Source organism: Corynebacterium sp. HMSC074C01, from assembly GCF_001814605.1.
Lineage (GTDB): Bacteria > Actinomycetota > Actinomycetes > Mycobacteriales > Mycobacteriaceae > Corynebacterium.
On record NZ_KV817301.1, the window covers coordinates 139,130 to 165,780 of the forward strand.

The following is a 26,651-nucleotide window of genomic DNA, read 5'->3' on the forward strand; positions in this document are numbered from 1 at the left end:
TTAGGTAGGTCACCATGAGCTCTCCTCTCACCGGCATTTCAGTCCTTTTCCTCGGAGGCATCGGCCCCGGCCCCTTCGCTGCGATGATGCTTGCGGACATGGGCGCTAGTGTTACCCGCGTGGTCCGCCCAGGAAACCCTCCCGCCGTAGTCCCGCACAGCATCCTTTACCGCGGGCAAGAGGTTCTGGAGGCGGACCTTAAGGACCCGGTGGACGTCGAAAAGCTGCGCGAGCGCCTCGTCACAACGGACATCCTCATCGAAGGATTCCGCCCCGGCGTAGCTGAGCGCCTTGGTTTAGGCCCAGAGGAGGCGCAGGCGATTAACCCGGCACTGGTCTACGGGCGCATCACCGGCTGGGGTCAATCCGGCGCGCTCGCCCACACTGCCGGCCACGACATCAACTACATCGCGGTCTCCGGTGCGCTGCACTCCATCGCGGGCAGCGATGGTGCTCCCGTTCCGCCGGTCAACTTTCTCGGGGACTTCGGCGGCGGCTCGATGTATTTGGTGACCGGACTTCTCGCGGGCGTCCTGCAGGCGAAGAACACCGGCCGTGGTTGCGTGGTGGATACCGCGATTGTTGACGGCGCGGCCAACCTCACCGCTATGCTCCATGCCTTCCGTGCCGAAGGCCAATGGCAGGAACGCGGCACCAACCTCTTGGACGGTGGTGCCCCGTTCTATAGCGTGTACCGCACGGCCGACGGCCAGTGGATGGCCGCCGGCGCCATCGAACCGCAGTTTTATACGCTCATGGTGAAAGGCCTGGGGCTTGAACAGGAACTAAGCGGCTACGAGCAAAATGACCGCGATGCCTGGCCGGCCATGAAGGAGATCATCGCGCAGCGCTTCGCGCAAAAGACACAAGCGGAATGGATCGATATCTTCCGCGGCAGCGATGCCTGTGTCACGGAGGTCGTCTCCCCCGAGGACGTTCTGGCGCACCCGCATCTTGCCGCGCGAGAAACCTATGTGGAAGGCGCGGGCCACACGGAGCCTAGCGCGGCCCCGCGCTTTCTCTAGCTCAGGCCGGGGATGAGTGCGTTGACGCCGAGCATCAACGCCAGCGTTACCAGCGGAATGATGATGGTCACCACGGCAACATCCTTATAGGACAGGCGATGCGTCATGCCGCAGACAATCAGCATGGTAAGCACCGCGCCGTTATGCGGCATGGAGTCGAAAGATACCGAGGCCATCGCGGTCACGCGGTGCATCAGCTCAAGACTGATGCCCTGTTCCGTCGCTAGCTGGGCGAGCTGATCACCCAGGGTCTGCATCGTGATAGACAGACCACCTGAGGAGGAACCTGTGATGCCGGAGATGACGGCGGTGGACACCGTGGAAACCACCAAGGCGTTATCGGAGATTCCCATCATGTTGCTTTTGACCACGCTAAAGACAGCCAGTGCGGCAATCACCGCGCCATAGCCAACCTCCGAGGCCGTGGTGAGGCACGGAAGGATTGCGTTCTTGGCACCATCGGAGAACTCCTTAATGGACTCGGCGGCACGCTTGGGGAACATCGCCACGATGACGAACACCGCGCAGGCCAGAGCAACCGTCGGTGACCAGATGCCCAACAGCGCATCGAGGTTGGTCTCGCCGTATTTCTCCTCGGCTAAATAGGAGGTGTCCAGCACTTTCGACACCCCGTAGACCATGGCGAAGTTGACCGCGATGACAACAGCGATGGGCGCCAGACCCAGCAAACCCTGCACCTGGACAGAAGGCTCGGTTTCAGCTCTGGCGTGAGTGGCCACCCGGCCACCGGAGTTGGTGTCGAAGGATTCACCACCGATTTCTACACTTGCTTCTTCCCCGCTGTCGCCGATTCCCTCGGGTGTTTCGATGACCTTCCCGTCGGCATCGAGCGGCTCAAACGTCTCACCTTTCGCGCGGAGGGTTCGCACGCGGTATTCGAGCCACGCGGTTCCCGCCGCCAGCATGAGGGCGGAAGAAATGAGGCCGAAGAGCGGCGCCGCGTAGACGTTGGTTCCGAAGTAACTGGTAGGGATGGCATTGTGAATCTGCGGCGAACCTGGGAGCCCGGCCAGCGCGAATGTGATGGTTCCCAAGGCAATCGCACCAGGCATGAGCCGTTTGGGGATCCCGGACTCCTTGAACAAAGCGGTCGCGATGGGCACGATGGTAAAAGCCACAACCCACGCGGACACACCGCCATAGGTAAGCAATGCGGTGGCGACGACCGTCGAGAACATCGCTCGCTTAGGCCCGAATAGCGCGGTAATCCCGCGCGCTAGGTAGCGGGCCAGCCCCGTGGATGTCATCAGGTACCCAAAGATTGCCCCGAAGAGGAAGAGCGGGAAATACTTGGTCACGAAGTTTCCGGCTGCCGGCATAAAGATCTGGGTATAGGTGGCCAGGATAGGCTCGCCGGAAAAGAGCACCGCGATCAGCGCTGCGAAGGGAGCGACGACCACCACGGAGTGCCCGCGATAGGCCATCACGACGAGGAAAATCAGGGAGAGAATCACCCCGATGAATGAGATAACCATTGTTTCTACCTCACAGTCTTGGTCATCTGAGGCAAGAGGACGAATCGCCCTTCCTGCGCATGCGGCACCGGTACCATGTCCTCTATGGAGGAGAAAGCAGCTTCGACGCGGGAGAGGATTCTCGAGTGCTCACGCGAGCTATTCAGTGAGCGGTCCTTCTCCCAGGTGTCGATGAAGGACATCGCCGAAAAAGCGGAAGTGTCCGTCGCACTGATCGTGAAGCACTTCCACAACAAGGAAGGGCTTTTTGAGGCCACGGTGGATTTCACCGCTTCCTCGGCGGCGCTCTTTGCCGGCCCTTTCAGCGAGCTAGGCCGCACCGCGGTGGTGGAGACCCTCACCGCGCCGCATAACGCCCCATACTCGATGGCCCGTACGATTTCGGTCGCGAGCGGGGACTATCAGACGCTCGGAGCCATTGGTAAGAGAATTAAATCCGACTTGCTGGAGGTCTTGGCCTCGCGGATTCGTGAGGAATCCGGACGCCACTCACCTTCGCCGGAGCTGCGAGCCCAATCCGCGCTGGCCCTACTCATGGGCTTGTCCTTCATGCGGCGCTTCGGTGATACCGAGTTCGCGGCCTTCTCAACCGAGGAACTCATCGAGTACTATGCCCCGCTGTTGCAAGGCATCCTCGACGGGGACCAAGCACCCTAGTTTTCAGGCGCTTCTGGTCTTAGGATTCGCCCTTGGAACGGACCTCGGAGATGATGGCGGAGAAATCAAGTCCGCCGTTCCCCTCGTCCACGAAGGAAGCGTACTGTTCTTCCGCAATCCGGCCCAGAACAGTGTCTGTCTTGGTATCTTCGGCCGCGGCCATGGCCAGCTTGAGATCCTTAAGCATAAGGGCAGAGGCGAAGCCGGGTTTAAAGTCATTGTTGGCCGGCGAGCTCGGCACGATATCCGGGACTGGGGCGTTGACGGACAGCGACCACGAGTTCCCGGTGGCGTTGGAAACGACATCGTAGAAGGCTTGGTGGTCTAGGCCCAAGCGCTCGCCGAGGACGAGGGCTTCAGCCAAGACGATTTGCTGGACCGCAAGGATCATGTTGTTGCATGCCTTGACTGCTTGGCCGTTGCCGATGTCACCGCAGTGGGTGACGGACTTACCCATGATGTCGAGCAGCGGTTTGACCTTCGCAAAGTCTTCGGCTGTGCCGCCGACCATGAAGGCAAGCGTTCCCGCGGCGGCACCGGCGATGCCACCGGAGACCGGTGCATCAAGGAAGGCGGAACCGGCCTTATTCACCGTGTCCGCGAGCTCGCGAGCTTCCGCGACCGCGATGGTGGAGACATCAACGTAGGTCTTCGCGTCCTCGTTTGCTGCGAGGACCGATTCGAGCACCTGCTTGACCAGCCCACCGTTAGGCAAGCTGGTAAACACTACCTCGGCGCCCTGCGCGGCTTCTTCCGCAGTTTCGATGATGGTGATCCCTTGCTCGGCGGCACGGTCCCGGGCCTCTTCCACGACATCGAAGCCACGAACCTCGTGCCCGGCTTTTGCCAGGTTGGCGGCCATCGGGCCGCCCATATTGCCTAATCCAATAAAAGCGATAGTCGTCATTGCGTTCTCTCCTTACATGACCGGCATGGTGAACTGGGGACCTGCGGACTCATCGCTCGGCCAGCGCGAGGTGACGGTCTTAGTCTTGGTGTAGAAGCGGAAGGAATCCGGACCGTGCTGGTTGAGGTCACCGAAACCAGAGGCCTTCCAGCCGCCGAAGGTGTGGTAGGCAATCGGCACCGGAATTGGAACGTTGACGCCCACCATGCCGACCTGGACGTTCTTGCAGAAGTCGCGGGCCGCGCCACCGTTCTGGGTGAAGATGGCGACGCCGTTGCCGTACATATGGTCATTCGGGTAAGAAACGGCCTCTTCCAGAGTTTCGGCACGGACCATGACCAGCACGGGGCCGAAGATCTCCTCGCTGTAGACGGACATGTCTGCGGTGACGTTGTCGAAGAAGCTCGGACCGGAATAGAAGCCATCAGCAAGGGAATCCTCGTTGAAAGTCTTGTCAGACATGTCCAACTTGCGGCCGTCGGTAAGCAATGTTGCGCCTGCTTCCACGCCTTCGGCGATGAGTCGGTGGACACGGTCGCGCGCCTCTGCGGTGACCAATGGGCCATAGTCGGCCTCTGGGTCGAGGCAGTGGCCCACCTTGAGCTCCGGAATCTTTGCCAGGATGGCATCGCGCAGGCGGTCTGCCGTCTCCTGTCCCACCGGAACCACGACGGACAGTGCCATACAACGCTCACCGGCGGAGCCGAAGGCAGCGCCCACGATGGCGTCGGCGGTGGCGTCGATGTCGGCGTCGGGAAGCACAATGGCGTGGTTCTTTGCGCCACCGAAGCACTGGGCGCGCTTGCCCGTGGCCGCGCAGCGCTCGTAGATGTACTGCGCAATCGGCGTGGAACCAACGAAGCCCACGGCCTTGATCGTCTCGGAATCAAGGATGGCATCGACGGCTTCTTTGCCGCCGTGCACAACGTTGAGAACACCGGCGGGGCCGCCGGCCTCAATGAAGAGCTCCGCCAGGCGAACCGGCACGGAGGGGTCACGCTCGGAGGGCTTGAGCACGAAGGCATTGCCCGCCGCCAGGGCCGGGCCGGCCTTCCACAACGGAATCATGGCCGGAAAATTGAATGGAGTGATTCCCGCTACCACGCCGAGCGGCTGGCGCAGCGAGTAGGTATCGATGCCGGTGCCAACCTCCGAGGAGTACTCGCCCTTGAGCTGGTGCGGCGCACCGAGGGCAAACTCCAGCACGTCGACGCCGCGCAGCACATCGCCCTTGGCATCCGGGAAAGTCTTGCCGTGCTCGAGGGAGAGCTGGGTGGCCAGCTCATCCATGTTGGCATGGATGAGGCGGATCCACTCCATGATGATGCGGATGCGCTTCTGCGGGTTCAGCGCCGCCCAACCCGGCTGAGCCTTAGCGGATTCCGCAATGACGCTGTCCACGTCGGCCTTGTTCGCCAAGGCGACCGCGGCCTGCTCCTTGCCGGTCGAAGGATTCAGTACGGGCTGGGTATTGCCCGACGTCCCTTCAAACGTTTCTCCGTTGACGTAGTGATAAACAGTGCGCATGGCGCTTCTCCTTCCTGGAACCTCCGGCTCCCTGTATGGCTTGGGTCACACACTAACGTTGGATAGCAATCGCCCGCCATAGAAAGTGAGATACAGAACACGATTCACCCCCTGCAGTGATTTGCCATACACGTAATGTCCAGCGCTTTTGTGAATACCCTCCCCAAGGCCCGGTGGGGTGAATGCCGTTCACCTGTCCTGAGCTCAACGTAGCGTTGGCTAAGGTGATGGCATGGACCACATGGAGCAGCCCACGGCTACCGCGCACACCGGCCCCGAGCCGCAGAATTGGGAAGCCGATGTCATCCTCAACGACGGCGACATCGCCACGCTGCGCCCCATCACACCCGCCGACCGCGACGCCATCCGCGCCTTCTACGACCGCGTCTCGGATCAATCAAAGTACTTGCGCTTCTTCGGCACGCACCCCGCGCTAACCGACGATGACCTAGACCGCTGGCTCCACACGGATGGCTATGACAAAGTCACCCTCGTCATGGTGGAACGCGGCAACATCGTGGCCGTTGCCGGATACTCCATTGTCGAACAGTTCCTACCCTCGCGGGTGGGCGATGTCTCCTTCCTTGTCCAAGATTCCCACCACGGAAAAGGCGTGGCGAATATCCTGCTCGAGCACCTCGCAGAAATTGGACGCGAAGGAAAAGTGGAGCGCTTCTTCGCGGAGATGCTGACGCAGAACCGCAGGATGGTACAGGTTTTCGTACGCGCTGGCTATTCCGCGAAGCCGGAACTCGAGGATGGTTTCATCCGGGTGGATTTCAGAATCGCGCCGAATGAGAACTCCCGCGATGTCATGGAGCGCCGCGAGCTGCGTGCAGAAGCGAACTCGATCCACCGTTTACTCAACCCACGCTCCGTGGCGGTAGTCGGAACGCTGTCCAGCAAGCAGCTAGCTAGCGCCAACTTCGCCGGTACATTGCGCCACCTTCACGGCGTGGAGGAGCTCAACGCCCTCGATGAGCCTGTGGATCTCGTCGTCATCGAGTTCCAAGGCCACGGCGGCGCGGAAGCTATGCAGGCTGCTGCCGCTGCCGGTGCCAAAGGACTAGTCCTCATCTCCCGCAGCCAAAATCCCAACCTCTCCCCCGACCAGGCTCGCGACATCGTGCTCGCGGCTAGGGACTACGGCCTGCGAGCCCTTGGCCCAGCTGCGCTAGGCCTTATCAACACAGACGCGGCAGTGAGGCTCAACGCCAGCCCGGCTCCCATGCCGCGTGCGGGACAGGTGGGCCTGTTTACTCAGTCTGCGGGTGTGGCGACGCTAGCTCTGTCCCATGCACTGCAGCTCGGATGCGGCCTAAGCAATTTCATTGCCGCAGGTTCCTTCGCTGACGTCACAGGCAATGACGTCATGCAATTCTGGAGCCAAGATGAGAACACCCGAATTTGTTTGCTCTCCCTCGACTCGATTGGTAACCCGCGCAAATTCTTCCGGGTTCTGCGCCGCCTAGCGCTGGACAAGCACGTCGTCGTTTTCTTGCCCTCCCGGGCTCTGAAGTCGGCCCGCCACTACGCGGTGGAGGGACTATCGGCGGCGAGCCCGGCTGCGCTCGACGAGATCATTCGCTGCACCGGGGCAATGGTGGTCACCCGCCGCGATGCCATGCTCGACATCGCCCAGCTCCTCGCGCGCCAACCCGTTCCGCAGGGCCGTCGCATCGCAGTGATGTCGAATTCCTCCGGCCTTACCGCGCAGATGGAACAGGCAGCCTGGCGCTTCGGACTGCGCCCGCACGCCACCACCGTCGTCGATGACCCCGCCCCCGCCATCACGGAACAGGCCCGGCGCGCCCTAGAAGATCCGGGTATCGACGCGGTGCTGTGCGCCGTCGTGGAAGTTGGTGAGTTCATCCTCAAGGAGGCCTACGTAAATCTGTCCCAGTTGGCGGCAACGACGACGGATACCCCACTCATCGCCAGCTTCGTGGGTTTTGATATCCCCGATTTCCGCACCGCCGAGGGCCCAGAGGCACCCGGCCAACTTCCCGTGTTTGGCACCTACGCCGACGCCATTGAGGCTCTGGCCACCATCATCGATAATGAACGCCGCCGCGCCCTAGCACGCCCCAATCCTTCCGATGAGTTCGCCAACAGCACGGGCCTTGCAGAAGCGCGCGGTGTGGTCGCGGAGGTTCTGACTGATTCCCCCACGGGACGCTGGGCCACCGACGAGGAGTGCGCGCGAATTCTCAAGGCTTATGGCATAGAAATCGTCCCTTGGGCCCCGGTGCGCACCCTCGACGAAGCCATCGCGGCCGGCCGCGATTATGGCTGGGATGTCGCCCTCAAGTGCAGCTCGCAAATGGTGCGAGGCCGCTCGGAGCTGCCCACCGTCGTGCGAAGCATCCATGACGAAGATTCCATGGTGCGCGCGTGGACCACCATCACCCAGCTCACGCGAGATCTCCACTTGGGCGAGGATCCGGCCATTCTCATCCCAGTTGTTCAACGCATGGTCACAGCTGGCGCATCTCTCACTGTGCGTGCCATCGAAGATCCTGTTGTTGGGCCTATGATATCCGCCGGTTTCTCCGGTCTACCCTCGGATCTTTTGGGAGACGTCGAGTGGCGCGTGCCCCCGCTTCGTCGCACCGATGCACTCGACATGCTCAGCTGCCTCAAGGCGTCTCCCCTTCTTGCTGGTTACCGCGGCACCAAAGCTGCCAAACTACACCGTGTCGAAGAGGTCATGATGCAGCTGGCACAGCTCAAGGACGACATCGCTGCACTCGTCGATATTGAGCTTTCCCCCGTCATCGCCGGGGTATCGCACACTGTTGTGGTGGGGGCTCGAATGCGCATCGCACCGCTCGGTGATGTCCGCGATCCTCTCGCGAGGTCCTTGTCATGAACCAGACGAAGCCTCTTCTTTTTGCCTCCGAGGAGATGCACCGCTATTCGCTGGGCCCTGGGCATCCGATGGGGCCGGACCGAGTCGCCGCAGCACTGTCACTGGCGAAACACTTTGGTGTGCTGGAAGAATTCGACATCGAATGTCCCGCCCCGTTGAATACCTCCCACTTGGAGCTCGTTCACAGTCCTGATTACATCGCCGCCACCCGCGCCGAGGTACCTTCCACTCACTTTGGCTTGGGCACTGAAGACAACCCAATTAGCCACGGCTTATCGACGATCGCCGCGCGCATCGCCGGCGGCACCCTAGCGGCCGCGCGCGCTGTGTGGGAGGGCCGTGCGCAGCGCGCCGTTAACCTTTCCGGCGGATTGCACCACGCCTTCGCCGACTCCATGTCAGGGTTTTGCATGTACAACGATGCTGCGATTGCCATCCGTTGGCTTAAGGCAAATGGCGCCCAACGCGTGCTGTACTTGGACTTGGATGCCCACCACGGTGACGGCGTCGAAAAGATTTTTTGGAATGACCCCAATGTGCTCACCATCTCGGTACACGAATCGGGACTCTATCTCTTCCCCGGGACTGGCTATGCACACGAGATTGGTGGTCAAGGCGCGGAAGGGACCGCGGTTAACGTGGCCCTGCCCCGCGGGGTGAGTGACGAGGCGTGGCTGCAGGTCATCCACGCGGTCGTCCCGCCGCTCCTCAAGAAATTCCGCCCCGACTTCATCATTTCCCAACACGGTGCGGACCCGCACCGTTCCGATCCCCTCGCGGATCTGGAACTCACCATCGACGCGATGGCGCGGGCTTATCGCTCAGTGGCGGTGTGGGCGCAACAGTTTGCGGATGGGCGATGGGTCGCGCTTGGCGGCGGCGGATATCACGTCGACGCCGTTGCCCGCGCGTGGACCCAGGTGCTGGCCGCAGTCGCCGACGTTGAGCTCTCAGCTTCGGAACGGATGCCGAACGGCTGGGAGGGCTCATCTACCTTGGGTGATGAAGGTGCGTGCGCCGCCATTGGCGGCTTCGATCCCACCAAGGTCATGGCTGAAAAGCCGCACGCAGCGCTGGTGCAGACTACGCGCGCAGTCTTTCCCTATTGGGGCCTGCCGGCTTATGGCTAGGCCCCGTATCGGAGGGGCGTCGACAATACGCGCGTGATGGGTGTCTTAGGGCTGATTCTTGTGATGAGGCCCTTAGCTTGGCGGCATACGCAGCGCACCATCCAAGCGAATCGTTTCGCCATTGATATAGGGGTTCTCGGTAATGGACACAGCTAGGGCGGCGAATTCCTCCGGCTTTGCCAGCCTTGCGGGGAAAGGCACGGTGGCCTCGAGCTGTTCGCGGAACTCCGGAGTGATCTGTTCCATCATCGGGGTAGCTACGACGCCCGGCGCGATGGCATTGACGCGGATACCCAACGAGGCGAGATCCCGTGCTCCGGTAATCGACAGGGCAGCCACCGCGCCCTTCGACGCCGCGTAGGCCGCCTGGCCAACCTGACCTTCAAAGGCCGCGACGGAAGCGGTGTTGATGATGACTCCGCGCTGGCCGTCTTCGTCGAGTGGTTCTGCCTGGGCCATCGCCTCGGCGGCTGCGGTCATGACGTGGAAGGTCCCCATGAGGTTAACGTTGATCGTCTTAGAAAACAGCTCCGGGTCGTGGGGGCCTTTTCGCCCGAAGATGCGTGCTGAAGGGCAGATACCTGCGCAATTCACCGCCACGCGCAAAGGCTTTTGCTCGGATGCGGCGAGAACCGCTTCGCGTACTGCGGCTGCATCGGTGACGTCGACCGCTGTGTAGTTGATTCCGTTGTGTTTCTCCTCCGGGACGGACAGATCGAGCACGGTGACCGTGGCTCCGTGCTCCGCGAGTGCTGCGGCCGTTGCGGCCCCGAGGCCGGATGCACCGCCGGTAACAACGGCGGATGCTTCGTGCAGGTTCATGATGTTTTCTCCTTTAGTCACCGTGATAGACAGGGCTGTTTAAACGAAAGCGGAAACGCCGGTGACAGCGCGGCCGACGATGAGCGAGTTGATGTCGTAGGTTCCCTCGTAGGTGAAGAGAATCTCGGCATCATCCATCATCTTCGACAAGTCGTATTCGGTCAGGATGCCGTTTCCTCCGCCGATGTTGCGGCCCGCTGCGGCGGATTCGCGCGCCAGGCGGGTGGTGGTTGCCTTTGCCAAGGCGGCAAAGGGCATTTCCAGCTTTCCTTGTTCTTGAACCTCTGCCAGCTGCGCCATCATGGCGAGTGACGCGGTGGCGTTGCCGAGGATGCGGGAAAGCTGCTCCTGGACCAACTGGAATTTGGCGATTGGCCTGCCAAACTGCTGGCGCTTGACCGCGTACTCGCGGGCCTTGTCGAAGATGCCTAGTTGCAAGCCGGCTCCCTGCCAGCCCACCCAGGCGCGCGAATAACACAGGAAGTCATTGACGTTGGCAAAGGATTCCGCACCCGGAATCAGGTTCTCGTGTGGGATGAGGACGTTGTCGAACTTAAGGTCCGCATTCTGCATGATGCGCAGGCCCATCTTGCGCGAAATCTTCTTGCGCGTCACGCCCTCGCGGTCGAGTTCAACGATAAAGGCCTTAATCTCGTTGTCTGCTTTATCCCGGGCGAAGGTGATGGCAAAGTCGGCGAAGGTACCGGCCCCAATCCAACGTTTCGCGCCGTTGATGAGCCAGCCTTCAGCGGTGCGCTCTGCTGTGGTGGCAAGGCCGCCGGCGATATCGGAGCCATGCTCCGGTTCGGTCAATGCAAAGCAACCCACCTTGGAGAATTGACGCAAACCTGCTAGCCAGGTGCCCTTTTGCTCTGGCGAGCCCAGCTTGTCGATGAGTCCGAGGACCAACTCATTGTGAATGCCCACCAGAGCAGACAAGGACACATCCGCGCGGGTTACTTCCGCGTACACCAGTCCTCGGTAGAGACGCGAGGTATCAGTGAGTTCAATTTCGCCCAGACCCATCTCCGCCATGCGAGGAAGAAGATCGAATGGCAGCTCCTCACGGTCCCAGTATTCGCCTACGACAGGGCGAATCTCCGTCTGCAAGAACTCGTGGATCTCTGCCAAACGCACCTGTTCCTCTGGGACGAGACGATCTGCCACCGCGAAAATATCAGCGTGGGGGTACTTAATGCTCTCCAAATGTTTCCCGCTGGGGTGTTGCGAACTAAGAATCGGCGGCATAGTTTTCTACCTTTCTAGCTGGGGCTTAAGGTCGCTGCATGGGCTTTCTCCAGGCCACATACAAACTCTTGGACTCAAGTATCAATGGGCTCTTCACATTGAATGAGTACGAATATACATCGTTCCGTACTCTCACGTGTCATGTTCTATGATCGTTGTACGCAACAGACTGGGGAGAACGCACGCAAAGACCCCGCAAAGCCAGGATCCCCCAGAGACAGAAAGACTCATGACCCAACCACTCACACCACGACAACGCGAGCTGTTCAATGCCCTCTTGCAGGACTTTCTGGCCGAGGGTTTCGAATCCTTCACCATCGACGGCGCAACGAAGCGCTACCAATGCTCAAAATCGACCATGTACGCATTAGGCCCATCCAGAGACGCGATCATTCGCCGCGTACTAGTCAGCTTCTTCAAAGAAATCACCCGTCGCACCGCAGTCACAACAGCACCCACATACGCCCAAGCTCTTGAGAATTACTTCTCCTCGATGACCATTGCTCTGGAACCCGCGAGCCCTGAGTTCATGCGCGACCTCGCCTCTGAACCCGCCGCTCAGGAGGTGTATAGCTTCAACACTAAGAGAGCCACTGAGACCATCCACAAGTTACTTAGTCAAGGCGTCGAAGCTGGGGAATTCACCGCCGAGTACACCGACTTTGTCTCCCGCCTTATCCAGCGCTCAATGAGTGATATTCAGCAGGGCTTTTACTCAGACACCCTAGCCCCAGCAGAGGCTTATCACACCCTTGGCCAGCTCATTCTCCACGGAATTTCGCTACGCTAACCTGCATCTTTCAAAGGTAGTTCGGAAAATCTCTAGCCATTACTTCGAACTCGAAGTAAAGTAGGCTGCGACCCACGTCACAGAGACGAACGGTTTGGGACACGGGCCATAGCCATTGCGCCGTCCTTCCCCATTTGAGCACGAGCTAGAGGAGAACCAATGACCACGGTGACCGAACAATTCCAAGCAGCCCGCGACCTGCTGGTTTCTTATCAGACTGATTATGAAGCAGCCCGCAGCAACTTCGAGTGGCCGCGCTTCGAGCACTTCAACTTCGCACTTGATTGGTTCGATCACCTCGCCACTGCGGAGGATTCAAAGAACCGCGAGGCTCTCGTCATCTGTGAGACAGATGGCAGCAGCACCCGCCGTACCTTTGCTGAGATGTCAGCCCGCTCGGCACAATTGGCTAACTGGCTGGAGGCCCAGGGGGTCCAGCGCGGCGATCGCGTCATGCTCATGCTCAACAATCAAGTAGAGCTGTGGGAGTGCATGCTGGCCTGCATCAAGGCAGGCTTCGTTCTTAACCCGGCGACCGCAATGCTCGGCGCGGCCGATCTGCAGGACCGCACCGACCGAGCCAATATTTCCTGGGTCGTGGCCAATGCCGAGGACGCCGCTAAATTCCAAGACGTCAGCGGTGACTTCACTCTGATCCAGGTCGGTGATGAACCAGATGCACAGACAACGCACCCCACCCTGCGCTATTCGGATTCTTTTACTGGCTCGGAAGAGTACACGCCGAAGCAGGAAACCAAGGCTGATGAGACCCTCCTACTGTATTTCACTTCCGGCACTACGTCGAAGGCGAAACTCGTCGAACACACTCACACGTCCTATCCAGTGGGTCACCTGACCACGATGTACTGGATTGGCTTGGCGCCTGGCGACGTCCACCTCAACGTCGCCGCCCCCGGCTGGGCCAAGCACGCATGGTCAAACTTCTTCGCGCCGTGGATCGCCGGGGCCACCATCTTCCTATACAACTATGCGCGCTTCGACGCCGCTGCGCTCATGGACAAGATGGAAGAAGAAGGCGTCACCAGCTTCTGCGCGCCGCCAACGGTCTGGCGCATGCTTGTCCAAGCAGACCTGGGCCGTATGAAGACCCCACCGAAGAAGCTGGTTGCGGCTGGCGAACCGCTCAACCCTGAGCTCATCAGCACCATCAGCAAGGCTTGGAACACAAACGTTCGCGATGGCTTCGGACAGACGGAGACGACACTGCAGATTGCCAATACCCCAGAGCAAAAAGTGAAGCCAGGTTCAATGGGGCGCCCACTGCCAGGCTGGGAAGTCGTGCTCAAGGATCCCGCTACTGACGAGATTGGGGATACCGGAGAAATCTGCTTGAAGCTCGATCCCCGCCCAGTCGGCCTGACTGTGGGTTATTTCAATGACCCAGACAAGAACGCGGAAGTCTTCCGCGATGGTTACTACCACACGGGAGATACTGCGGAACGCGATGAGGACGGCTACATTTTCTACATTGGTCGCGCGGACGATGTTTTCAAAGCCTCCGACTACCGCCTCTCCCCTTTCGAACTAGAATCCGTTGTCATTGAGCACCCGGCAGTCGCCGAGGTAGCGGTGGTTCCCTCCCCAGATCCAATCCGCCTCGCCGTGCCAAAGGCCTACGTCGCTCTCGCCGGCGGGTACGAACCGACAGCGGAGACCGCCGAGTCCATCCTTAAGCACTGCCGCGATGGGTTGGCACCCTACAAGCGCATCCGCCGCCTCGAGTTCTATGAGCTTCCAAAGACCGTCTCCGGCAAGATCCGCCGTGTAGATCTGCGCAAGCGCGAAACCGAGATCCACTCCGCTGACGGCGGCGAGACGAAGGCATCGACGGAATACGCTGATTCCGACTTTCCAACTCTAAAGGGTTAACCCCACCGCCCTTCAGCAACGCAGGCCCCAGCCCACTGCTGGGGCTTTTGCATCTGCGACGCCAAAATCCTCCGGTAGCTTTCCCCGCCTGGGACCCTATCCGCGATGCCTATGGTCGGGTTCTTAGAACAGCGAAGCTCTCATTTATAGTTATCTCACGTACCGCAAGGAGGTTCTTTCCGCTCATGGATATCATTGCTGAAGCACGCCGCCAGTGGGCGAAGCGTTATTCCGCGCGCTCTGCTCGTGGCCTCGCCACAGTATCCTCCTTCGAACGTGCCGCACACATTTTGCGTAATGGCGCCGAAGATGTGCTGGCTCCTTATGGGGTGAGCTACAACCAGTTTGAGGTCCTCGCTGTGCTCATGTGGTCACGCGCGGGAAGCATGCCCATGTCTAAAATCAGCGCTCGGCTTCAGCTTCCGCCGGCTTCACTCACTCACACGGTGCGCAAACTTGAGAAGGACGAACTTATCGAGCGGGTCAGCGATCCAAAAGACAGACGCTCGACCTTGGTCACGGTCACCGACCAAGGCATCGTGTTGGCCTCGGCGGCGGGACCTGCCCTCGATCGCTATTTTGATTCCGTTGCGCTTTCTACTGGCGAGCAAGACCGCATCATTGCTGCTGCCAACCGCATACGTCGCGCAGCCGGCGAAGATGTCGAGGATTCCGGCGCCCAGTAGCCATCAGTTCTTTAAGAAGCGTGCCCTCGCGCACGTGCGGCCGAAGAAACCAAAATAGAAACTGCCCTAGCTGCCAATTCCTGTGCTTCCGCCTTCAAGATCTGGCCAGATCTTTGGCAACTAGGGCAGTTTAAAGCGTGGGGCTCCCTCGTCCGGGAGCTAATCCCCAATGGCTAACTCGCGGTTAAGGTTTAGGAGTGTTTAAACTCCGGGTCGCGCTTCTCTACAAAGGCTGCCATGCCTTCCTTCTGATCATGAGAAGAGAACAAAGCGTGGAAGGTACGGCGTTCGAACTGGATGCCCTGAGATAGAGAGAGCTCATCTACCGCATTGACCTGTTCTTTGATTTGAGACGTTGCCACGAAGGACTTCGAGGCAATGAGCTTTGCCGTCTCCAGCGCCGAGTCAAGGAGCTCACCCGCAGGAACCACGCGGGCTACCAAGCCGGAGCGTTCTGCTTCCTCGGCTGCCATCATGCGGCCAGTCAGGCACATCTCCATGGCCTTCGCCTTTCCGATAGCTCGGGTCAGTCGCTGGGAGCCTCCCATGCCTGGTGTGACTCCCAAGTTGACTTCCGGCTGGCCAAACTTGGCCTTGTCGCCAGCGATGATGAAGTCACACATCATGGCCAGCTCGCAACCTCCACCGAGCGCGTATCCGTTCACTGCGGCGATGATCGGCGTGCGGGCTCGTGTGAGGACGTCCCAGCCTGCGAACCAATCCGCGGTGTACATCTCTGTCGCCGACTTCGAGGACATTTCCTTGATATCTGCACCAGCCGCAAACGCTTTCTCTGAACCGGTGATGACGATTGCCCCGACTTCTGCATCGGCGTCGAATTCCTGAACTGCCTGGGTAACTTCAAGCATTGTGTCGTTGTTCAGGGCATTAAGCGCCTCCGGACGATTGAGCGTGATGAGAGCGACGCGGTCGCGCTTTTCGCTAAGAATTGCCATGGTAATAGTGTCCTTCCTGTGGTTCTTGATTAGTACTTAGTCAGTGGTGATCGTTGAATTCTGGGGCTTCCACGCAGCCCTCGATGGGTTCGAGGACAGATGCCACCACCTCGTCGGGGACGGCGCCAATGGACTCATATTCCCAGGAGGGATTGCGGTCCTTATCGACGATTTGCGAGCGAATTCCCTCCACAAATTCCTTGTGTTTTTGCATGTTCACGGACATCCAGAACTCCTGGGTCAAGGTCTCCGCGAAGCTCATCGACGCATTGCGATTCAAGGATTCCTCGGTGACGCGAATGCCCAGCGGGGAATTCAAGCTCATCCGCTTGGCGGCCTTCGCTGCCCAATGCCCGTCGCCGCCTGCTGCTGCATATTCTTGCAAGCGGGCAAGGGTCTCTTCAGCGGTGTCTGCCGCGTAGACGTCCACCATTTCGGCGCGGTCCTTACCGAAGCCTGGGCCCACTGACTCAGTGAACTTCTCAATATCGGCTGGGTTGCCCGTCTCCACCAGCTGCTCAACGAGAGCATCGAGCTTGTCCTTAGGCACGAAGTAGTCCGCAAAGCCGGTATCGATCGCCTCCGCGGCCCCCACGTGGATCGCGGTATACGCCAAGTGCCGGCCAAGACGATCCGCAGCCCGGGACAGAAGATAGGACCCACCGGCATCGGGCGAATACCCAATCCCAACCTCCGGCATTCCGATGCGCGAATCCTCGCAAACAATGCGGTGTGAGGCGTGTGCTGAGACACCAATTCCGCCGCCCAACACAATGCCTTCCATGAGCGCCACATAGGGCTTTGAATAGGTGGAGATTAAATAGTTCAGTTCATATTCCGTCTTCCAAAAATGGGCACCTGCCGTGCCGCCCTCCAGGGCATCGTGGTACAAAGCCGCGACGTCGCCACCAGCACACAGCCCACGTTCACCAGCGCCCCGGAGGATAACGAGCTTGACGCGGTCATCGTCCTGCCAGTCCTTCAAAACTGCCGTCATCTCATCAATCATTGTCTGGTTTAGCGCGTTAATAGCCTTGGGCCGGTTTAGTGTAAGAACACCAGCGTGGCCGCGGATGTCGTGGATAATTTCGTTCGTCATCGTTTATTCCTCCTCTTTATGAACAATCGGGCGCGTTCTAGTGCGGAGCTTCAAGCAACAGAGCTTCACCCTGGCCACCGCCGCCGCACAAAGTGACACCCGCGCGATGGGCCTGGCCACTCGCAAGGCGATGCGCCGCATGAGCTACAAGTCGAGCACCGGATGCACCAATGGGATGTCCCAGGGCAATCGCACCGCCCTGCGGGTTCACGTCATCGGGATTGATTCCAAGGACATTGGCCGAATGAACCACCACTGCGGCGAAAGCCTCATTGATCTCAATGTGATCGAGATCAGCAATACCCCAGCCTTGGCGCTCAAGGGCTGCGAGGAGAGCCCGAGCGGGTTGTTCCTGCAAGGAAGAATCCGGTCCGGCTACCTGCCCTGGCGCGCGTAGGACCGCCATGACCGGCAATCCTTCCTTTTCCGCGTACTCACGTGTGGTGAGGACGACAGCTGCCGCTCCATCAGTGATGGGTGAGGAATTTCCGGCAGTAATGCTTCCCTCACTCTCAAAGGCCGGACGCAGCCCGGCCAAAGTTTCTCCCGTGACCCCTTCCCGGATGCCTTCATCACACGAGACGGTGCTCTCGTTGCGCCGGATCGTCACCGTGATAGGAGCGATTTCCTTGTCGAAGGCTCCCTCCTCGATCGCCTGCAGAGCGCGCTGGTGTGACAGCGCGGCGCAGCGGTCTTGTTCGTCACGGGTCACCGGGTAGCGTTCTGCATATTTCTCCGACAACGAACCCATGGAAATCCCAAGATCGGCCGCTCGCAGGCCATCGTGATCCATGTGATCGAGCAGCTCAACAGACCCAAACTTCTTGCCCCTACGTGACTGCGAAAGCAAGTGAGGAGCATTCGACATCGACTCCATTCCCCCAGCCACCACCACTGTGGCTTCGCCGGAGCGTAGAAGCCGGGAGGCGTCAATAATCGCGGTCAGTCCAGAAAGACACACTTTGTTGACCGTCGCGGTGTGCGCATTCGGAGAAATTCCTGCCCCGAGCGCCGCCTGCTTCGTAGGGTTTTGTCCCACGCCTGCCTGCAGGACTTGACCACAAATCACAGCGTCAACGTCGTCCGGGCTCACTTGTGCCTGCGCGAGTGCAGCGGCAATGGCATGGGAGCCAAGCTGCGTCGCGGACAAGGGCGCAAGGGAACCAAGCAACTTGCCGAAAGGCGTGCGCGCAGCGCCCACAATGACGATATCCATATCTCGCTCTCCAAACTGTACGAAGTTATCCTGAATCGTACCGATGGATTGTGCGCCGCGCTACCTTTTGGCCCTAGCTAAGCTCACAAAATGCCGGAACACTACACAATGGAACTGTTTGAAGCGAGAATAAAGCTATAAAAGAACAAACTGCGTAGAGCGCCGTCTAGTCCCTACGCAGCTGCAATCCGCACTATTTAAATCGTGAGCATCAGCGGAATGACCACAATTTTGACTATCTGCGCCACCACAATGGTGGCCGCATAGCCGGTCATGATGCGCGAATCCGTGCTCATTCCCGTGGCGTAGTTGACCACTGCTGGCTGGCCAAAGATTCCTGAGATACCGCCGGCGGTGCGGGTCTCCGACTGGCCGAGGAACCTGTTGGCAACAGCGAAGATAGCGACGGCAACCACGGTAATGATGGCGGCCAAGATCATGGACTTCAAGCCCATCCAGGAGAAGGCCGTGGACTGGAAAGCCTCACTTGAGGCGAGGCCCACCGACGCCAAGAAGATGACTAGACCCCACTGCTGAAGAGCCATGTTGATAGAGGCCGGGACCTTCCACGGCACGCGGCGAGTGCGGTGGAGAGCACCAAGGACAAGTCCGGTAATCAGCGGCCCCAGCGCGAAGCCCAGCTCAAAGGACGTGCCACCCGGCAACGGCACCACGATGAGCGCAATGAGGTAGCCCAAGAACAGGCCGCCACCCACGGCGATCCAGTTCAGCTGCGAGTAGCCCTGAACCGAGTCACCGAAGTAATCGCGAATATCGCCCATACGGTCCTGATCCACAATCACCGTCACGCGGTCACCGGCATCGAGGTGCGTATCGAAGCTGGCGAGGAACTCCTCATCGCCGCGCTCCACGTGGATAATGCGGCCGCCATAGCGCTGGAAAAGGTTGAGCTCTTCCACGGTTCGACCGGCGATGTCGGTGTTCGAGACCACCACGTTTTCAATGACCAAGCGCTTGTCCACGAAGGGCACTTGGGGCTGACGCTTACCCAAAGCGGCGGTAATCTCATGCCGCTTAGCCTTCGTCACGAGCACGCGCAGGATGTCTCCCTTGCGAATCTCTGGATGGTCTCCCGCCACGGTGCGGGTATTCCCGCGGCGAATCGTGGCGATGACAAATTGGTCCTCGAAGCGCTCCACGAGCTCCTCGTAGGTGATGTCCTTGGTCACCCGAATGGTGCGGGAGCGGAAAACTTCTTCTGCAGAATTGTCTTTGTCCTTAGAACCCGGCCAGGACTGCTTGAGCAGGAAAGCCACGAGCAGAATGGCAACGGCTACGCCCACCGGGTAGCCCAAGGAATAACCCACGGCGGGCAGTTCCTCGCCGGTCTGTTGTTGGGCAACCGCAAGCGACGCCGTCGAGGTCGTCGCACCGGAGAATACACCCACGGAAAGCAACGGCGACAGGCCCAGCCATCCGCCCGCGAGAAGCGCCACTGCAGCAGCACCCACCACCGCGATAGCGGCAGTGATCATATGTTTTAACTGCTCAGAGAATCCTTTGAAGAAGCGTTCACCGGCAGACAAGCCTTGCATATAGATGAAGAGGCCAAGGCCCATCTCTTGTAGGCTGCTCAAAATCGTGCCATCGAGATCGATAAAGGCGCCGATGGCCAAGCCCACGAACAAAGTACCGGCCGCGCCGAAGCGCAACGGGCCGAAGGGGATCATGCCAAACAACGTGCCGAGCAAGGCAACAAAGAAAATGCTCAGCCAAATATTTCCATCAAATAGAGCCAACACGAAACGTCATTGTAGGAAAGCAAGAGCAAAACACCACGTCCAAGAGCGCTTTTCTGCGCCAAGGGTGCTTGGTCTCACGTCCTAGGCATCAAGGTGAGCTAAGTACGCACCCACCGTGTTGGCGAGCTAGCTACCGAGGAATTCCTTCCATGCCGGCCATTCCGCATAAGTCTGCGCGCGCCCGGCTTCATAGTTGGCGCGAAGCTTAGTCACCGAGCGCTCGGTCGAAGCCACCTGCATATCCTCCGGGAAGAAGAGCTGAGCTCGCCCTTCCTTTTCCAGCTCCAAAAGCCGGTCCTTGGAGGCGTTGTAGCGTGGCGGGCGCGCAATCATCGCCTCTGCCACAGCCGGGTATTTGCGGAAAACCCGCCGCAGCGCCGCCGGCCGCCCCACCTCAGGGCGCACGTAGCCGCGCGGTTTCGAGCCGAGGAATAAGAACTTCTCAAACCCGGCCTTCTCCGCCTGCTCGATGAGAATGCCACCGGACTCGCCCATGGCACCGTCGACATAAGGCACACCATCGATAACGCGCATCGGCATGATCAGCGGCAACGTCGAAGAGGCCCGGACGCGCACCATCAGGTCCTCTTGGGTCTTTATGTCTTCACGCCCCCAGTACACGCTTTCCCCGGTATCGGCGCGCGCGGCGGAAATGCACACCTGCGCCGGGTTAGCGTCAAAGGCTTCCCAGTCAAAGGGCATGTCCTGGTCCGCAGCCTTCTCGTAGATGAACTCCGCATTGAAGTAGCCGCTACCGCGCAACAGTGAGCCCAGGCCGCCGAAGCTGGGGTTCTTGGCAAAGTCCACGAAGGATTCCTCGGAGCGAACCACATCGCGGGAAAGGAAGTTCACGGTGTGCGAGGAGCCCGCGGAAACGCCTCCGACCCAGCCGAATTCCACCTCCTCCTTTAAGAGTTTGACGATGCACGCGGCAGTATAGGAATTGCGCATACCGCCGCCTTCAATGACGAGTGCTGTATCTTTCGCGTCAATCACACTGCACGATGGTACCCCCGCGCTAGGATCGCGCCATGAGTTTGTTTTCTGCGGTAAAGGATATCGTCGATAAGCTCGGTGGCTCCTCCACCGTCCGCTTAGCTTCCCCGGATCCCCACGCCGTCGAGATCTCTGTAGATCACCTGTCCGTCCACACGGCCGGCAGCCTCATCATCTTGGTTACCTCCCCAGCCGGCGCACAAGTACTCAGTGAGGTGGCGCGCTCCGGCGAGCCCGCGCGCTTAAGTGGCTCTAAGACCACAGTGCACCTCTCCCCCACGACGAAGGCACAGCGTCCGGTCCATGATCCCAAGCGGGGCTGGGCCATCCCGCTATCCCCTGCGGAACGGGACACGCTGGCCCAGCTTCACGCCGACCCCGGCGATTATGAGGTCTCCGAGTCGCTTGCGGTCTCCATCGAAACTACCCCTGAAGAAAGCTAGCCTGCCATGCTCATCCTTCCCTTCCAAGGGCGCACGCCCCGCATCCACCGCAGCGCCTGGATCGCACCAAACGCCACCATCATCGGTGACGTCACCATCGGCCCGGATTCCTCCGTGTTTTATGGCTCCGTGCTGCGCGGGGACGTTGGTTCCATCCGTCTTGGGGCGCGCGCCAATATCCAGGACAACTGCGTCATCCACGTTGAAGCCACCGAGCCTTGTGTGCTGGAGGATGACGTCACCGTGGGCCACATGGCCATGCTCCACGGCACGCGAGTGGGCGCGGGCACGCTAGTCGGAATGAAAGCCACCCTGCTTTCGGGCTCCACCGTGGGCCCTGGCTCTCTCATCGCCGCCGGCGCGGTGGTGCTCGAAGGCCAGGACATTCCCGCCGGCGCCCTAGCCGCCGGGGTTCCAGCCAAGGTGCGGCGCGAGCTGAGCCAGGAGGAATCCGCCGCCTTCATCCCGCACGCCGCGCGCTACGTCGAGATTGCTAAAAATCAGGCGCTGCTTAGCGACGCCCTCCCCCTCGACGAAGTCCTCTACGACTAGTCCCGCAACTGCCGTTGTTGACAAAGATCCGGCCAGATCGTGCCGCGAGTTCAAAAGTTTTGGCAACAACGGCAGTTCCACCTCCGCGAACTAGGGCCGCGAGCGAAGCCACAATCGCTTCATTCAGGGCTACAGCACTAGAGCAGGGACACAAGGCCCATGACCACAAGGAAGGCTGCCACGCCGTAGCCGCTCCACAATGCCACGGTGGTGGAGTTCTCCCGCGCCCACGCGAAGGCACGTCCGGCCCAGGACTGTGGTTTCGCCCGCACAAGGGCGATGAACAATCCGCACACTGTCGGCAATGAGAGCGCAAACGTGGCGTAGAAAAAGAGGCCACCATACTTAACGGTATTGCTAAAGTCCCCAGCCGCTAGGTGCATCAGGCCATAGAAGAAGGGCACGGAGGTCAAGGACTGGATAACGCCCATGGCATAGCCCACCACAACGGTCTTAGCCGAAGGAGTGCGCAGCGGGCCGAGGAGCTTCTGCACCATATCGTTGGGTTCACCCTTGGAGCGCCAAGCTAAAAGGCCCAGCCCCAAGCCGATGACAACCAGCCCCCACCCCAGCAGAGGCGATTCCAAGGCCGCGGCGACCTTGTCCTGGATACCGACGAAGATGAACATCACCACGGCGGCCGCGGTGAGCACTCCGAACCAGTCCCCAACGATGACGAGGGCCGCAATCTTGCGGTAGCTGCCCCGCGGAAGCATGATGCCGATAGCCACCAAGATTCCGATCAATAAGGCATTGACGGAATCGGCAAAGGCATTGAGCACGGCTTCAAGCATGCGCGCCAGTGTACAGGGCGCGTTTGCAGAACTTACTCTGGACACCGAGCCTCCTGTGCTCTGCACCATGCTTTGTTCTAGTGGTGCAGACCGAGGAAACATTCACTCACTGTTTACCGTTAAGGGCCCTCATGTGAGGGCTGTCAACGGTAAGGTATTGAAAAGTGCTTGCCGCCGCGACGGGTGTCTCCCCCATCGTCGGCGGCACCCTAACTCATGCCCCGACAGTGATGTGGAGAGATAAAAAATGAAGGTAGCGATTCTCGGCGGAGACGGCTTCTGCGGTTGGCCCGCTTCCCTCTATCTCTCCGACCAAGACCATGAGGTCATCATCGTGGATAACCTCTCCCGGCGCGCCATCGATGAGGAGTTGGGCGCAGAATCTTTAACACCTATCGCCTCCATTGAGGAGCGCCTGGCCGCGTGGACCGAGGTCTCCGGCAAGACCATTGGCTTCCACAACCTCGACGTGGCCCAGGACTACGACGGCCTGCTCGAGTTCCTCAGCACTGAGCGCCCGGATGCCGTGGTGCACTTCGCTGAGCAGCGCGCCGCCCCCTACTCCATGAAGAATTCGCGCACCAAGCGCTACACGGTGGATAACAACATCAACGCCACCCACAACCTGCTCGCCGCCATCGTAGAATCTGAGCAAGATATCCACGTTGCGCACCTGGGCACCATGGGTGTCTACGGTTACGGCACAGCCGGCATGAAAATCCCGGAGGGCTACCTAGATGTGCAGGTGGATGCGGGAGAGAATGGCGTCGTCAAGCAGCAAATCCTCTACCCCTCCAACCCGGGCTCGGTCTACCACATGACGAAAGTGCTGGACCAGCACCTGTTTGCCTACTACGCCAAGAACGATGAGCTGCGCATCACCGATCTGCACCAGGGCATCATCTGGGGCACTCACACGGAGCAGACTCAGAAGGATGAGCGCCTCATCAACCGCTTTGACTATGACGGCGACTACGGCACGGTGCTCAACCGCTTCCTCATCCAGGCCGGCATTGGCTACCCGCTGACCGTGCACGGCACCGGCGGCCAGACCCGTGCGTTTATCCACATCCGTGACATGGTGCGCTGTATCGAGCTAGCTTTGCAGAACCCGCCGGCGCGCGGTGAGCGCGTCAAAATCATCAACCAGATGACGGAGACCCACCGCGTGCGTGACTTAGCGGAATTGGTTGCGAAGATCTCTGGCGCACAGGTGGCCTACGTGCCGAACCCGCGCAAGGAATCCGCGGAGAATGAGCTGCACGTCACCAACGACACCTTCCTCGAGCTTGGTCTGGAGCCGACCACCTTGTCGGAAGGGTTGCTCCATGAGGTGGAGGAGGTCGCTCGCAAGTACGCCGACCGCGCTGACCGTTCCAAGATTCCGGCGCAATCCTTGTGGACGCGACAGCAGCACGCCGGCGTTCCTTCCACGGAGGTTTAAGTCCCACCGTGCGCATCGCAATCGTTACCGAGGTCTTTCTCCCCAAGATCGACGGCGTGGTCACGCGCCTGACGCGCACGCTGGACCAGCTGGCCGCGATGGGCCACGAGGTACAGATTTTTGCCACGGGCAAGGGCCCTGCAACCTACGCCGGCTTCGAGGTCACCCGCATTCCCAGTTTGTCGCTATGGGTCTACCCGGAGATCAAATTCGGCTTGCCCTCGTGGAAGTTCTTCAAGGAAATCCGGGATTTCGATCCCGATGTCATCCACGCGGTCAACCCCATTTGGACAGCGGCTCTCGGCGTCTTTGCCGCGCAGCGCGATGCCGTGCCGCTGGTGGCCAGCTTTCACACCAACGTGCCTGAATACGTCGATGCGCTGGGCATCGGGTGGACCCGCCCGCTGACTGAGGCCGCTCTGAAGTATCTACACAACCAGGCAGCGGTGAACCTGTGTACCTCTGGCCCCATGGTGGAAAAGGCTCGGAAGATGGGGATCCGAAACGTGCAGCTGTGGCCCAAGGCTGTGGATACGCAGACCTATCACCCTGACCGCGCCACGGCGCAGATGCGCGAGCGCCTGACCGACGGTAACCCGGAGGCCCCGCTGGTGACCTATATCGGCCGAGTATCCAAAGAAAAGGACTTGGAGCGCCTCGACCACGTGATGCAGCTGGTTCGGGCACAGCTTAGCGACGCCCGCCTGGCCATCGTCGGCGATGGCCCCGCCTTGGAGGAGCTCAAGGCTAGCTTCGATCCTGCACACACAGTGTTCACCGGATACCTGTCTGGCGAGGAGCTCGCCGCTGCCTTCGCCGTGGGAGATGTCTTCCTCTTCCCCTCCGCCACGGAGACTTTGGGGCTGGTAGCACTCGAGTCCTTCGCCTCGGGCGTGCCGGTCGTCGGCACGAATGCCGGTGGTATTCCCTTCGTCATTGAGGAAGGCGTGACCGGGCACCTCATCGCTCCCGACGCCGATGATGAGGCTTGGGCCCGCGCCACGCTCGGACTCCTCGAAGACCCTGCCCGCCGGGAGACAATGGGCGCTGCCGCCCGCCGCGAGGCTGAAAAGTATTCCTGGGTAGAATCCACCCAAGCCCTCCTCCACGCCTATGAGGAGGCTATCGAGCACCCCTTCCGCAGGGAAGAGAACGAAGTCAAGGAGCACTAATGGATTCCGCCCAGAACCTGTACTCCGCAGGCGCTTTTATCCAAGCCGGCATCGACGCCACGTTTGCCTCCCGATTGGGCGACGTGCGCGACGTCGAACTGAACTTTGCGCCTGCTGACCCCGCGCCCGAAGCCCAACAATCAGCGCAGCCAGACCAAGACCAGCGCGCGGTGGTGCGCATTAGTACTGATTCAGGGAGCTATGACTTCGATGGACTACGTCTAGCCACCATCCAGGATGGGCAGCTGCACTGGGCCACGGGTTTGGCGGAACAAGCGCCCCAGCCTCAGTTCCACGGACCACAGCCCGATTCCGCCCTGCTCCGCGGCTTAGCGCGGCGGTTGGTGGGCGACCGCCCTGTTCTCCGCGTCCCGCAGGGCGAGGGCGAAGCACTCGTCGCCGTCGACTTTACGGAGCTCCACCCAGATCCCCGTGTCAGCATCTTGGCCGGACTCGAACGCTCGGGGGATGTTGCAGGGGGCGTCGACGAGCGCCGTGCTACCTCTGAGCTCGCTTCTTACTTGGGCGTGGACCCAGCGGCGGCAGAAGGCCTCGCACGCTTCCACGGCACTCGGATCGCGGCCCTTCCCCACCCTTCGGGCCGGGCCGGGCTCAGCGCACGCGATGTGTTGGCGGATGCCCATTATATTGCCACCGAGCACAATTTCTTTTTGGAGGCCCGCTTCCCCAACCTGTCTGCGGACCTCGACCCTGGAACGTCTCGCACCGTGGTGAACTCTGATCATGGTTCGCTCACGGTTCCCGCCCATCTCATTGCTACTCTCGACGCTTCCACGGACACGTTCACGTGGGCGTGGGCGGACGAGCTATCTAGCTCCATGTCCGCTCAAGCAGCGGCGAACCTGCGCCGCTTCGGCTATGACAATGCGCTTCCCGAGCTGATCCGCGCCCGGGTGTCGATCCCCGAAGCGCGCTCGGCGCGCCTGCCGCAGCTAGCCATGCCGATCCTGGGGCTGTGGACCCTGCTGCCTGTGCAGCTGCCCGATGGCCGCCAGGGATTGGCGCTGACCGATGCCCCTGCCTTCCACCTGCCCGCACCAACTCCGGCCGCCACACAGGCCACCCTCAACGTTGCCGTGCCGGCAGGAGTGGATGAACACCGGGCGCGCGCCGCCTATCAGCGGGCACGCGGCCTATAAGCCCTG

At 60.3% G+C, this 26,651-nt stretch carries 23 protein-coding genes; 12 read left to right on the forward strand and 11 right to left on the reverse strand.

Annotated features, from left to right (window positions below):
- Positions 1 to 14: 14 nt before the first annotated feature.
- Positions 15 to 1,025, forward strand: coding sequence for a CaiB/BaiF CoA transferase family protein (locus HMPREF2978_RS12135; RefSeq protein WP_070745728.1), 1,011 nt, complete (start codon positions 15 to 17; stop codon positions 1,023 to 1,025).
- Here the strand turns inward: HMPREF2978_RS12135 and HMPREF2978_RS12140 are convergent.
- Entirely contained in the window at positions 1,022 to 2,521 is a 1,500-nt protein-coding gene (locus HMPREF2978_RS12140) for a GntP family permease (RefSeq protein ID WP_070745731.1), read from the reverse strand. The two genes, HMPREF2978_RS12135 and HMPREF2978_RS12140, sit on opposite strands and share 4 nt — an antisense overlap.
- 75 nt (positions 2,522 to 2,596) lie before the next feature.
- Here HMPREF2978_RS12140 and HMPREF2978_RS12145 point away from each other — a divergent pair, with 75 nt between their 5' ends.
- Entirely contained in the window at positions 2,597 to 3,178 is a 582-nt protein-coding gene (locus HMPREF2978_RS12145; protein WP_070745734.1) for a TetR/AcrR family transcriptional regulator, read from the forward strand.
- Between the two features lie 19 nt (positions 3,179 to 3,197).
- Here the strand turns inward: HMPREF2978_RS12145 and mmsB are convergent, their stop codons facing one another.
- Together mmsB and HMPREF2978_RS12155 are read right to left on the reverse strand one after the other, a co-directional pair.
- On the reverse strand, positions 3,198 to 4,085 hold the full coding sequence (mmsB, locus tag HMPREF2978_RS12150; RefSeq protein WP_070745737.1) for a 3-hydroxyisobutyrate dehydrogenase: 888 nt from the start codon (positions 4,083 to 4,085) through the stop codon (positions 3,198 to 3,200).
- A gap of 12 nt (positions 4,086 to 4,097) precedes the next feature.
- Positions 4,098 to 5,612 carry a CoA-acylating methylmalonate-semialdehyde dehydrogenase gene (locus HMPREF2978_RS12155; RefSeq protein WP_070745738.1) on the reverse strand — a complete coding sequence of 505 codons (1,515 nt, stop codon included), beginning with the start codon at positions 5,610 to 5,612 and terminating at the stop codon, positions 4,098 to 4,100.
- A 232-nt stretch (positions 5,613 to 5,844) separates the two neighbouring features.
- Between HMPREF2978_RS12155 and HMPREF2978_RS12160 the strand changes: the two genes are divergently transcribed.
- Both HMPREF2978_RS12160 and HMPREF2978_RS12165 read left to right on the forward strand, forming a co-directional pair.
- Positions 5,845 to 8,484, forward strand: a complete 2,640-nt coding sequence (locus tag HMPREF2978_RS12160) for a GNAT family N-acetyltransferase (RefSeq protein ID WP_070745741.1) — start codon at positions 5,845 to 5,847, stop codon at positions 8,482 to 8,484.
- A complete protein-coding gene (locus HMPREF2978_RS12165) occupies positions 8,481 to 9,614 on the forward strand; it encodes an acetoin utilization protein AcuC (RefSeq protein ID WP_070529249.1) in 1,134 nt (377 codons plus the stop codon). The genes HMPREF2978_RS12160 and HMPREF2978_RS12165 overlap by 4 nt, the downstream gene beginning before the upstream one ends.
- A gap of 72 nt (positions 9,615 to 9,686) precedes the next feature.
- On the opposite strand, the gene HMPREF2978_RS12170 is transcribed toward HMPREF2978_RS12165, so the two are convergent.
- Both HMPREF2978_RS12170 and HMPREF2978_RS12175 read right to left on the reverse strand, forming a co-directional pair.
- Positions 9,687 to 10,436 (reverse strand): SDR family NAD(P)-dependent oxidoreductase, encoded by a 750-nt coding sequence (locus HMPREF2978_RS12170; RefSeq protein ID WP_070745743.1) that lies wholly within the window; start codon positions 10,434 to 10,436, stop codon positions 9,687 to 9,689.
- A 39-nt stretch (positions 10,437 to 10,475) separates the two neighbouring features.
- Entirely contained in the window at positions 10,476 to 11,684 is a 1,209-nt protein-coding gene (locus HMPREF2978_RS12175) for an acyl-CoA dehydrogenase family protein (RefSeq protein ID WP_070529255.1), read from the reverse strand.
- 229 nt (positions 11,685 to 11,913) lie between these two features.
- On the opposite strand from HMPREF2978_RS12175, the gene HMPREF2978_RS12180 reads away from it, so the two are divergent.
- The 3 genes from HMPREF2978_RS12180 to HMPREF2978_RS12190 all read left to right on the forward strand — a co-directional run bounded on the left by HMPREF2978_RS12180 (position 11,914) and on the right by HMPREF2978_RS12190 (position 15,050).
- Positions 11,914 to 12,474: a TetR/AcrR family transcriptional regulator gene (locus HMPREF2978_RS12180; protein ID WP_070529258.1), complete on the forward strand. Its 561-nt coding sequence runs from the start codon at positions 11,914 to 11,916 to the stop codon at positions 12,472 to 12,474.
- A gap of 159 nt (positions 12,475 to 12,633) precedes the next feature.
- Positions 12,634 to 14,364 carry an AMP-binding protein gene (locus tag HMPREF2978_RS12185; RefSeq protein ID WP_070529262.1) on the forward strand — a complete coding sequence of 577 codons (1,731 nt, stop codon included), beginning with the start codon at positions 12,634 to 12,636 and terminating at the stop codon, positions 14,362 to 14,364.
- Positions 14,365 to 14,549: 185 nt separating this feature from the next.
- Positions 14,550 to 15,050 (forward strand): MarR family winged helix-turn-helix transcriptional regulator, encoded by a 501-nt coding sequence (locus HMPREF2978_RS12190; protein ID WP_070529265.1) that lies wholly within the window; start codon positions 14,550 to 14,552, stop codon positions 15,048 to 15,050.
- 191 nt (positions 15,051 to 15,241) lie between these two features.
- Here HMPREF2978_RS12190 and HMPREF2978_RS12195 read toward each other — a convergent pair whose 3' ends face one another.
- The 5 genes from HMPREF2978_RS12195 to HMPREF2978_RS12215 all read right to left on the reverse strand — a co-directional run bounded on the left by HMPREF2978_RS12195 (position 15,242) and on the right by HMPREF2978_RS12215 (position 21,080).
- Positions 15,242 to 16,006 (reverse strand): enoyl-CoA hydratase, encoded by a 765-nt coding sequence (locus HMPREF2978_RS12195; protein WP_070529268.1) that lies wholly within the window; start codon positions 16,004 to 16,006, stop codon positions 15,242 to 15,244.
- A 40-nt stretch (positions 16,007 to 16,046) separates the two neighbouring features.
- Positions 16,047 to 17,105, reverse strand: coding sequence for an enoyl-CoA hydratase/isomerase family protein (locus tag HMPREF2978_RS12200; protein ID WP_070529270.1), 1,059 nt, complete (start codon positions 17,103 to 17,105; stop codon positions 16,047 to 16,049).
- Positions 17,106 to 17,142: 37 nt separating this feature from the next.
- Positions 17,143 to 18,321 (reverse strand): acetyl-CoA C-acyltransferase, encoded by a 1,179-nt coding sequence (locus tag HMPREF2978_RS12205; protein WP_070529272.1) that lies wholly within the window; start codon positions 18,319 to 18,321, stop codon positions 17,143 to 17,145.
- A 197-nt stretch (positions 18,322 to 18,518) separates the two neighbouring features.
- Positions 18,519 to 20,084 carry an aspartate-alanine antiporter-like transporter gene (locus tag HMPREF2978_RS12210; protein WP_070529274.1) on the reverse strand — a complete coding sequence of 522 codons (1,566 nt, stop codon included), beginning with the start codon at positions 20,082 to 20,084 and terminating at the stop codon, positions 18,519 to 18,521.
- Positions 20,085 to 20,210: 126 nt separating this feature from the next.
- Positions 20,211 to 21,080 (reverse strand): patatin-like phospholipase family protein, encoded by an 870-nt coding sequence (locus HMPREF2978_RS12215; protein WP_070529276.1) that lies wholly within the window; start codon positions 21,078 to 21,080, stop codon positions 20,211 to 20,213.
- A 35-nt stretch (positions 21,081 to 21,115) separates the two neighbouring features.
- Between HMPREF2978_RS12215 and HMPREF2978_RS12220 the strand changes: the two genes are divergently transcribed.
- Complete coding sequence (locus tag HMPREF2978_RS12220; protein WP_083299023.1) at positions 21,116 to 21,523, forward strand: hypothetical protein; 408 nt, start codon at positions 21,116 to 21,118, stop codon at positions 21,521 to 21,523.
- A gap of 6 nt (positions 21,524 to 21,529) precedes the next feature.
- Entirely contained in the window at positions 21,530 to 22,075 is a 546-nt protein-coding gene (locus HMPREF2978_RS12225; RefSeq protein ID WP_070529278.1) for a gamma carbonic anhydrase family protein, read from the forward strand.
- A gap of 137 nt (positions 22,076 to 22,212) precedes the next feature.
- On the opposite strand, the gene HMPREF2978_RS12230 is transcribed toward HMPREF2978_RS12225, so the two are convergent.
- Positions 22,213 to 22,869, reverse strand: a complete 657-nt coding sequence (locus HMPREF2978_RS12230) for a hypothetical protein (RefSeq protein WP_070529280.1) — start codon at positions 22,867 to 22,869, stop codon at positions 22,213 to 22,215.
- Between the two features lie 247 nt (positions 22,870 to 23,116).
- On the opposite strand from HMPREF2978_RS12230, the gene HMPREF2978_RS12235 reads away from it, so the two are divergent.
- Genes HMPREF2978_RS12235 through HMPREF2978_RS12245 form a run of 3 tightly spaced genes read left to right on the forward strand, consistent with a single transcriptional unit; the run spans position 23,117 to position 26,645 of the window.
- Entirely contained in the window at positions 23,117 to 24,313 is a 1,197-nt protein-coding gene (locus tag HMPREF2978_RS12235) for an NAD-dependent epimerase/dehydratase family protein (protein WP_070745744.1), read from the forward strand.
- A gap of 8 nt (positions 24,314 to 24,321) precedes the next feature.
- Complete coding sequence (locus HMPREF2978_RS12240) at positions 24,322 to 25,485, forward strand: glycosyltransferase family 4 protein (protein WP_070529285.1); 1,164 nt, start codon at positions 24,322 to 24,324, stop codon at positions 25,483 to 25,485.
- Positions 25,485 to 26,645 (forward strand): DUF6882 domain-containing protein, encoded by a 1,161-nt coding sequence (locus HMPREF2978_RS12245; protein ID WP_070529288.1) that lies wholly within the window; start codon positions 25,485 to 25,487, stop codon positions 26,643 to 26,645. Before HMPREF2978_RS12240 ends, HMPREF2978_RS12245 begins: the two co-directional genes overlap by 1 nt.
- The last annotated feature ends 6 nt before the right edge of the window (positions 26,646 to 26,651 follow it).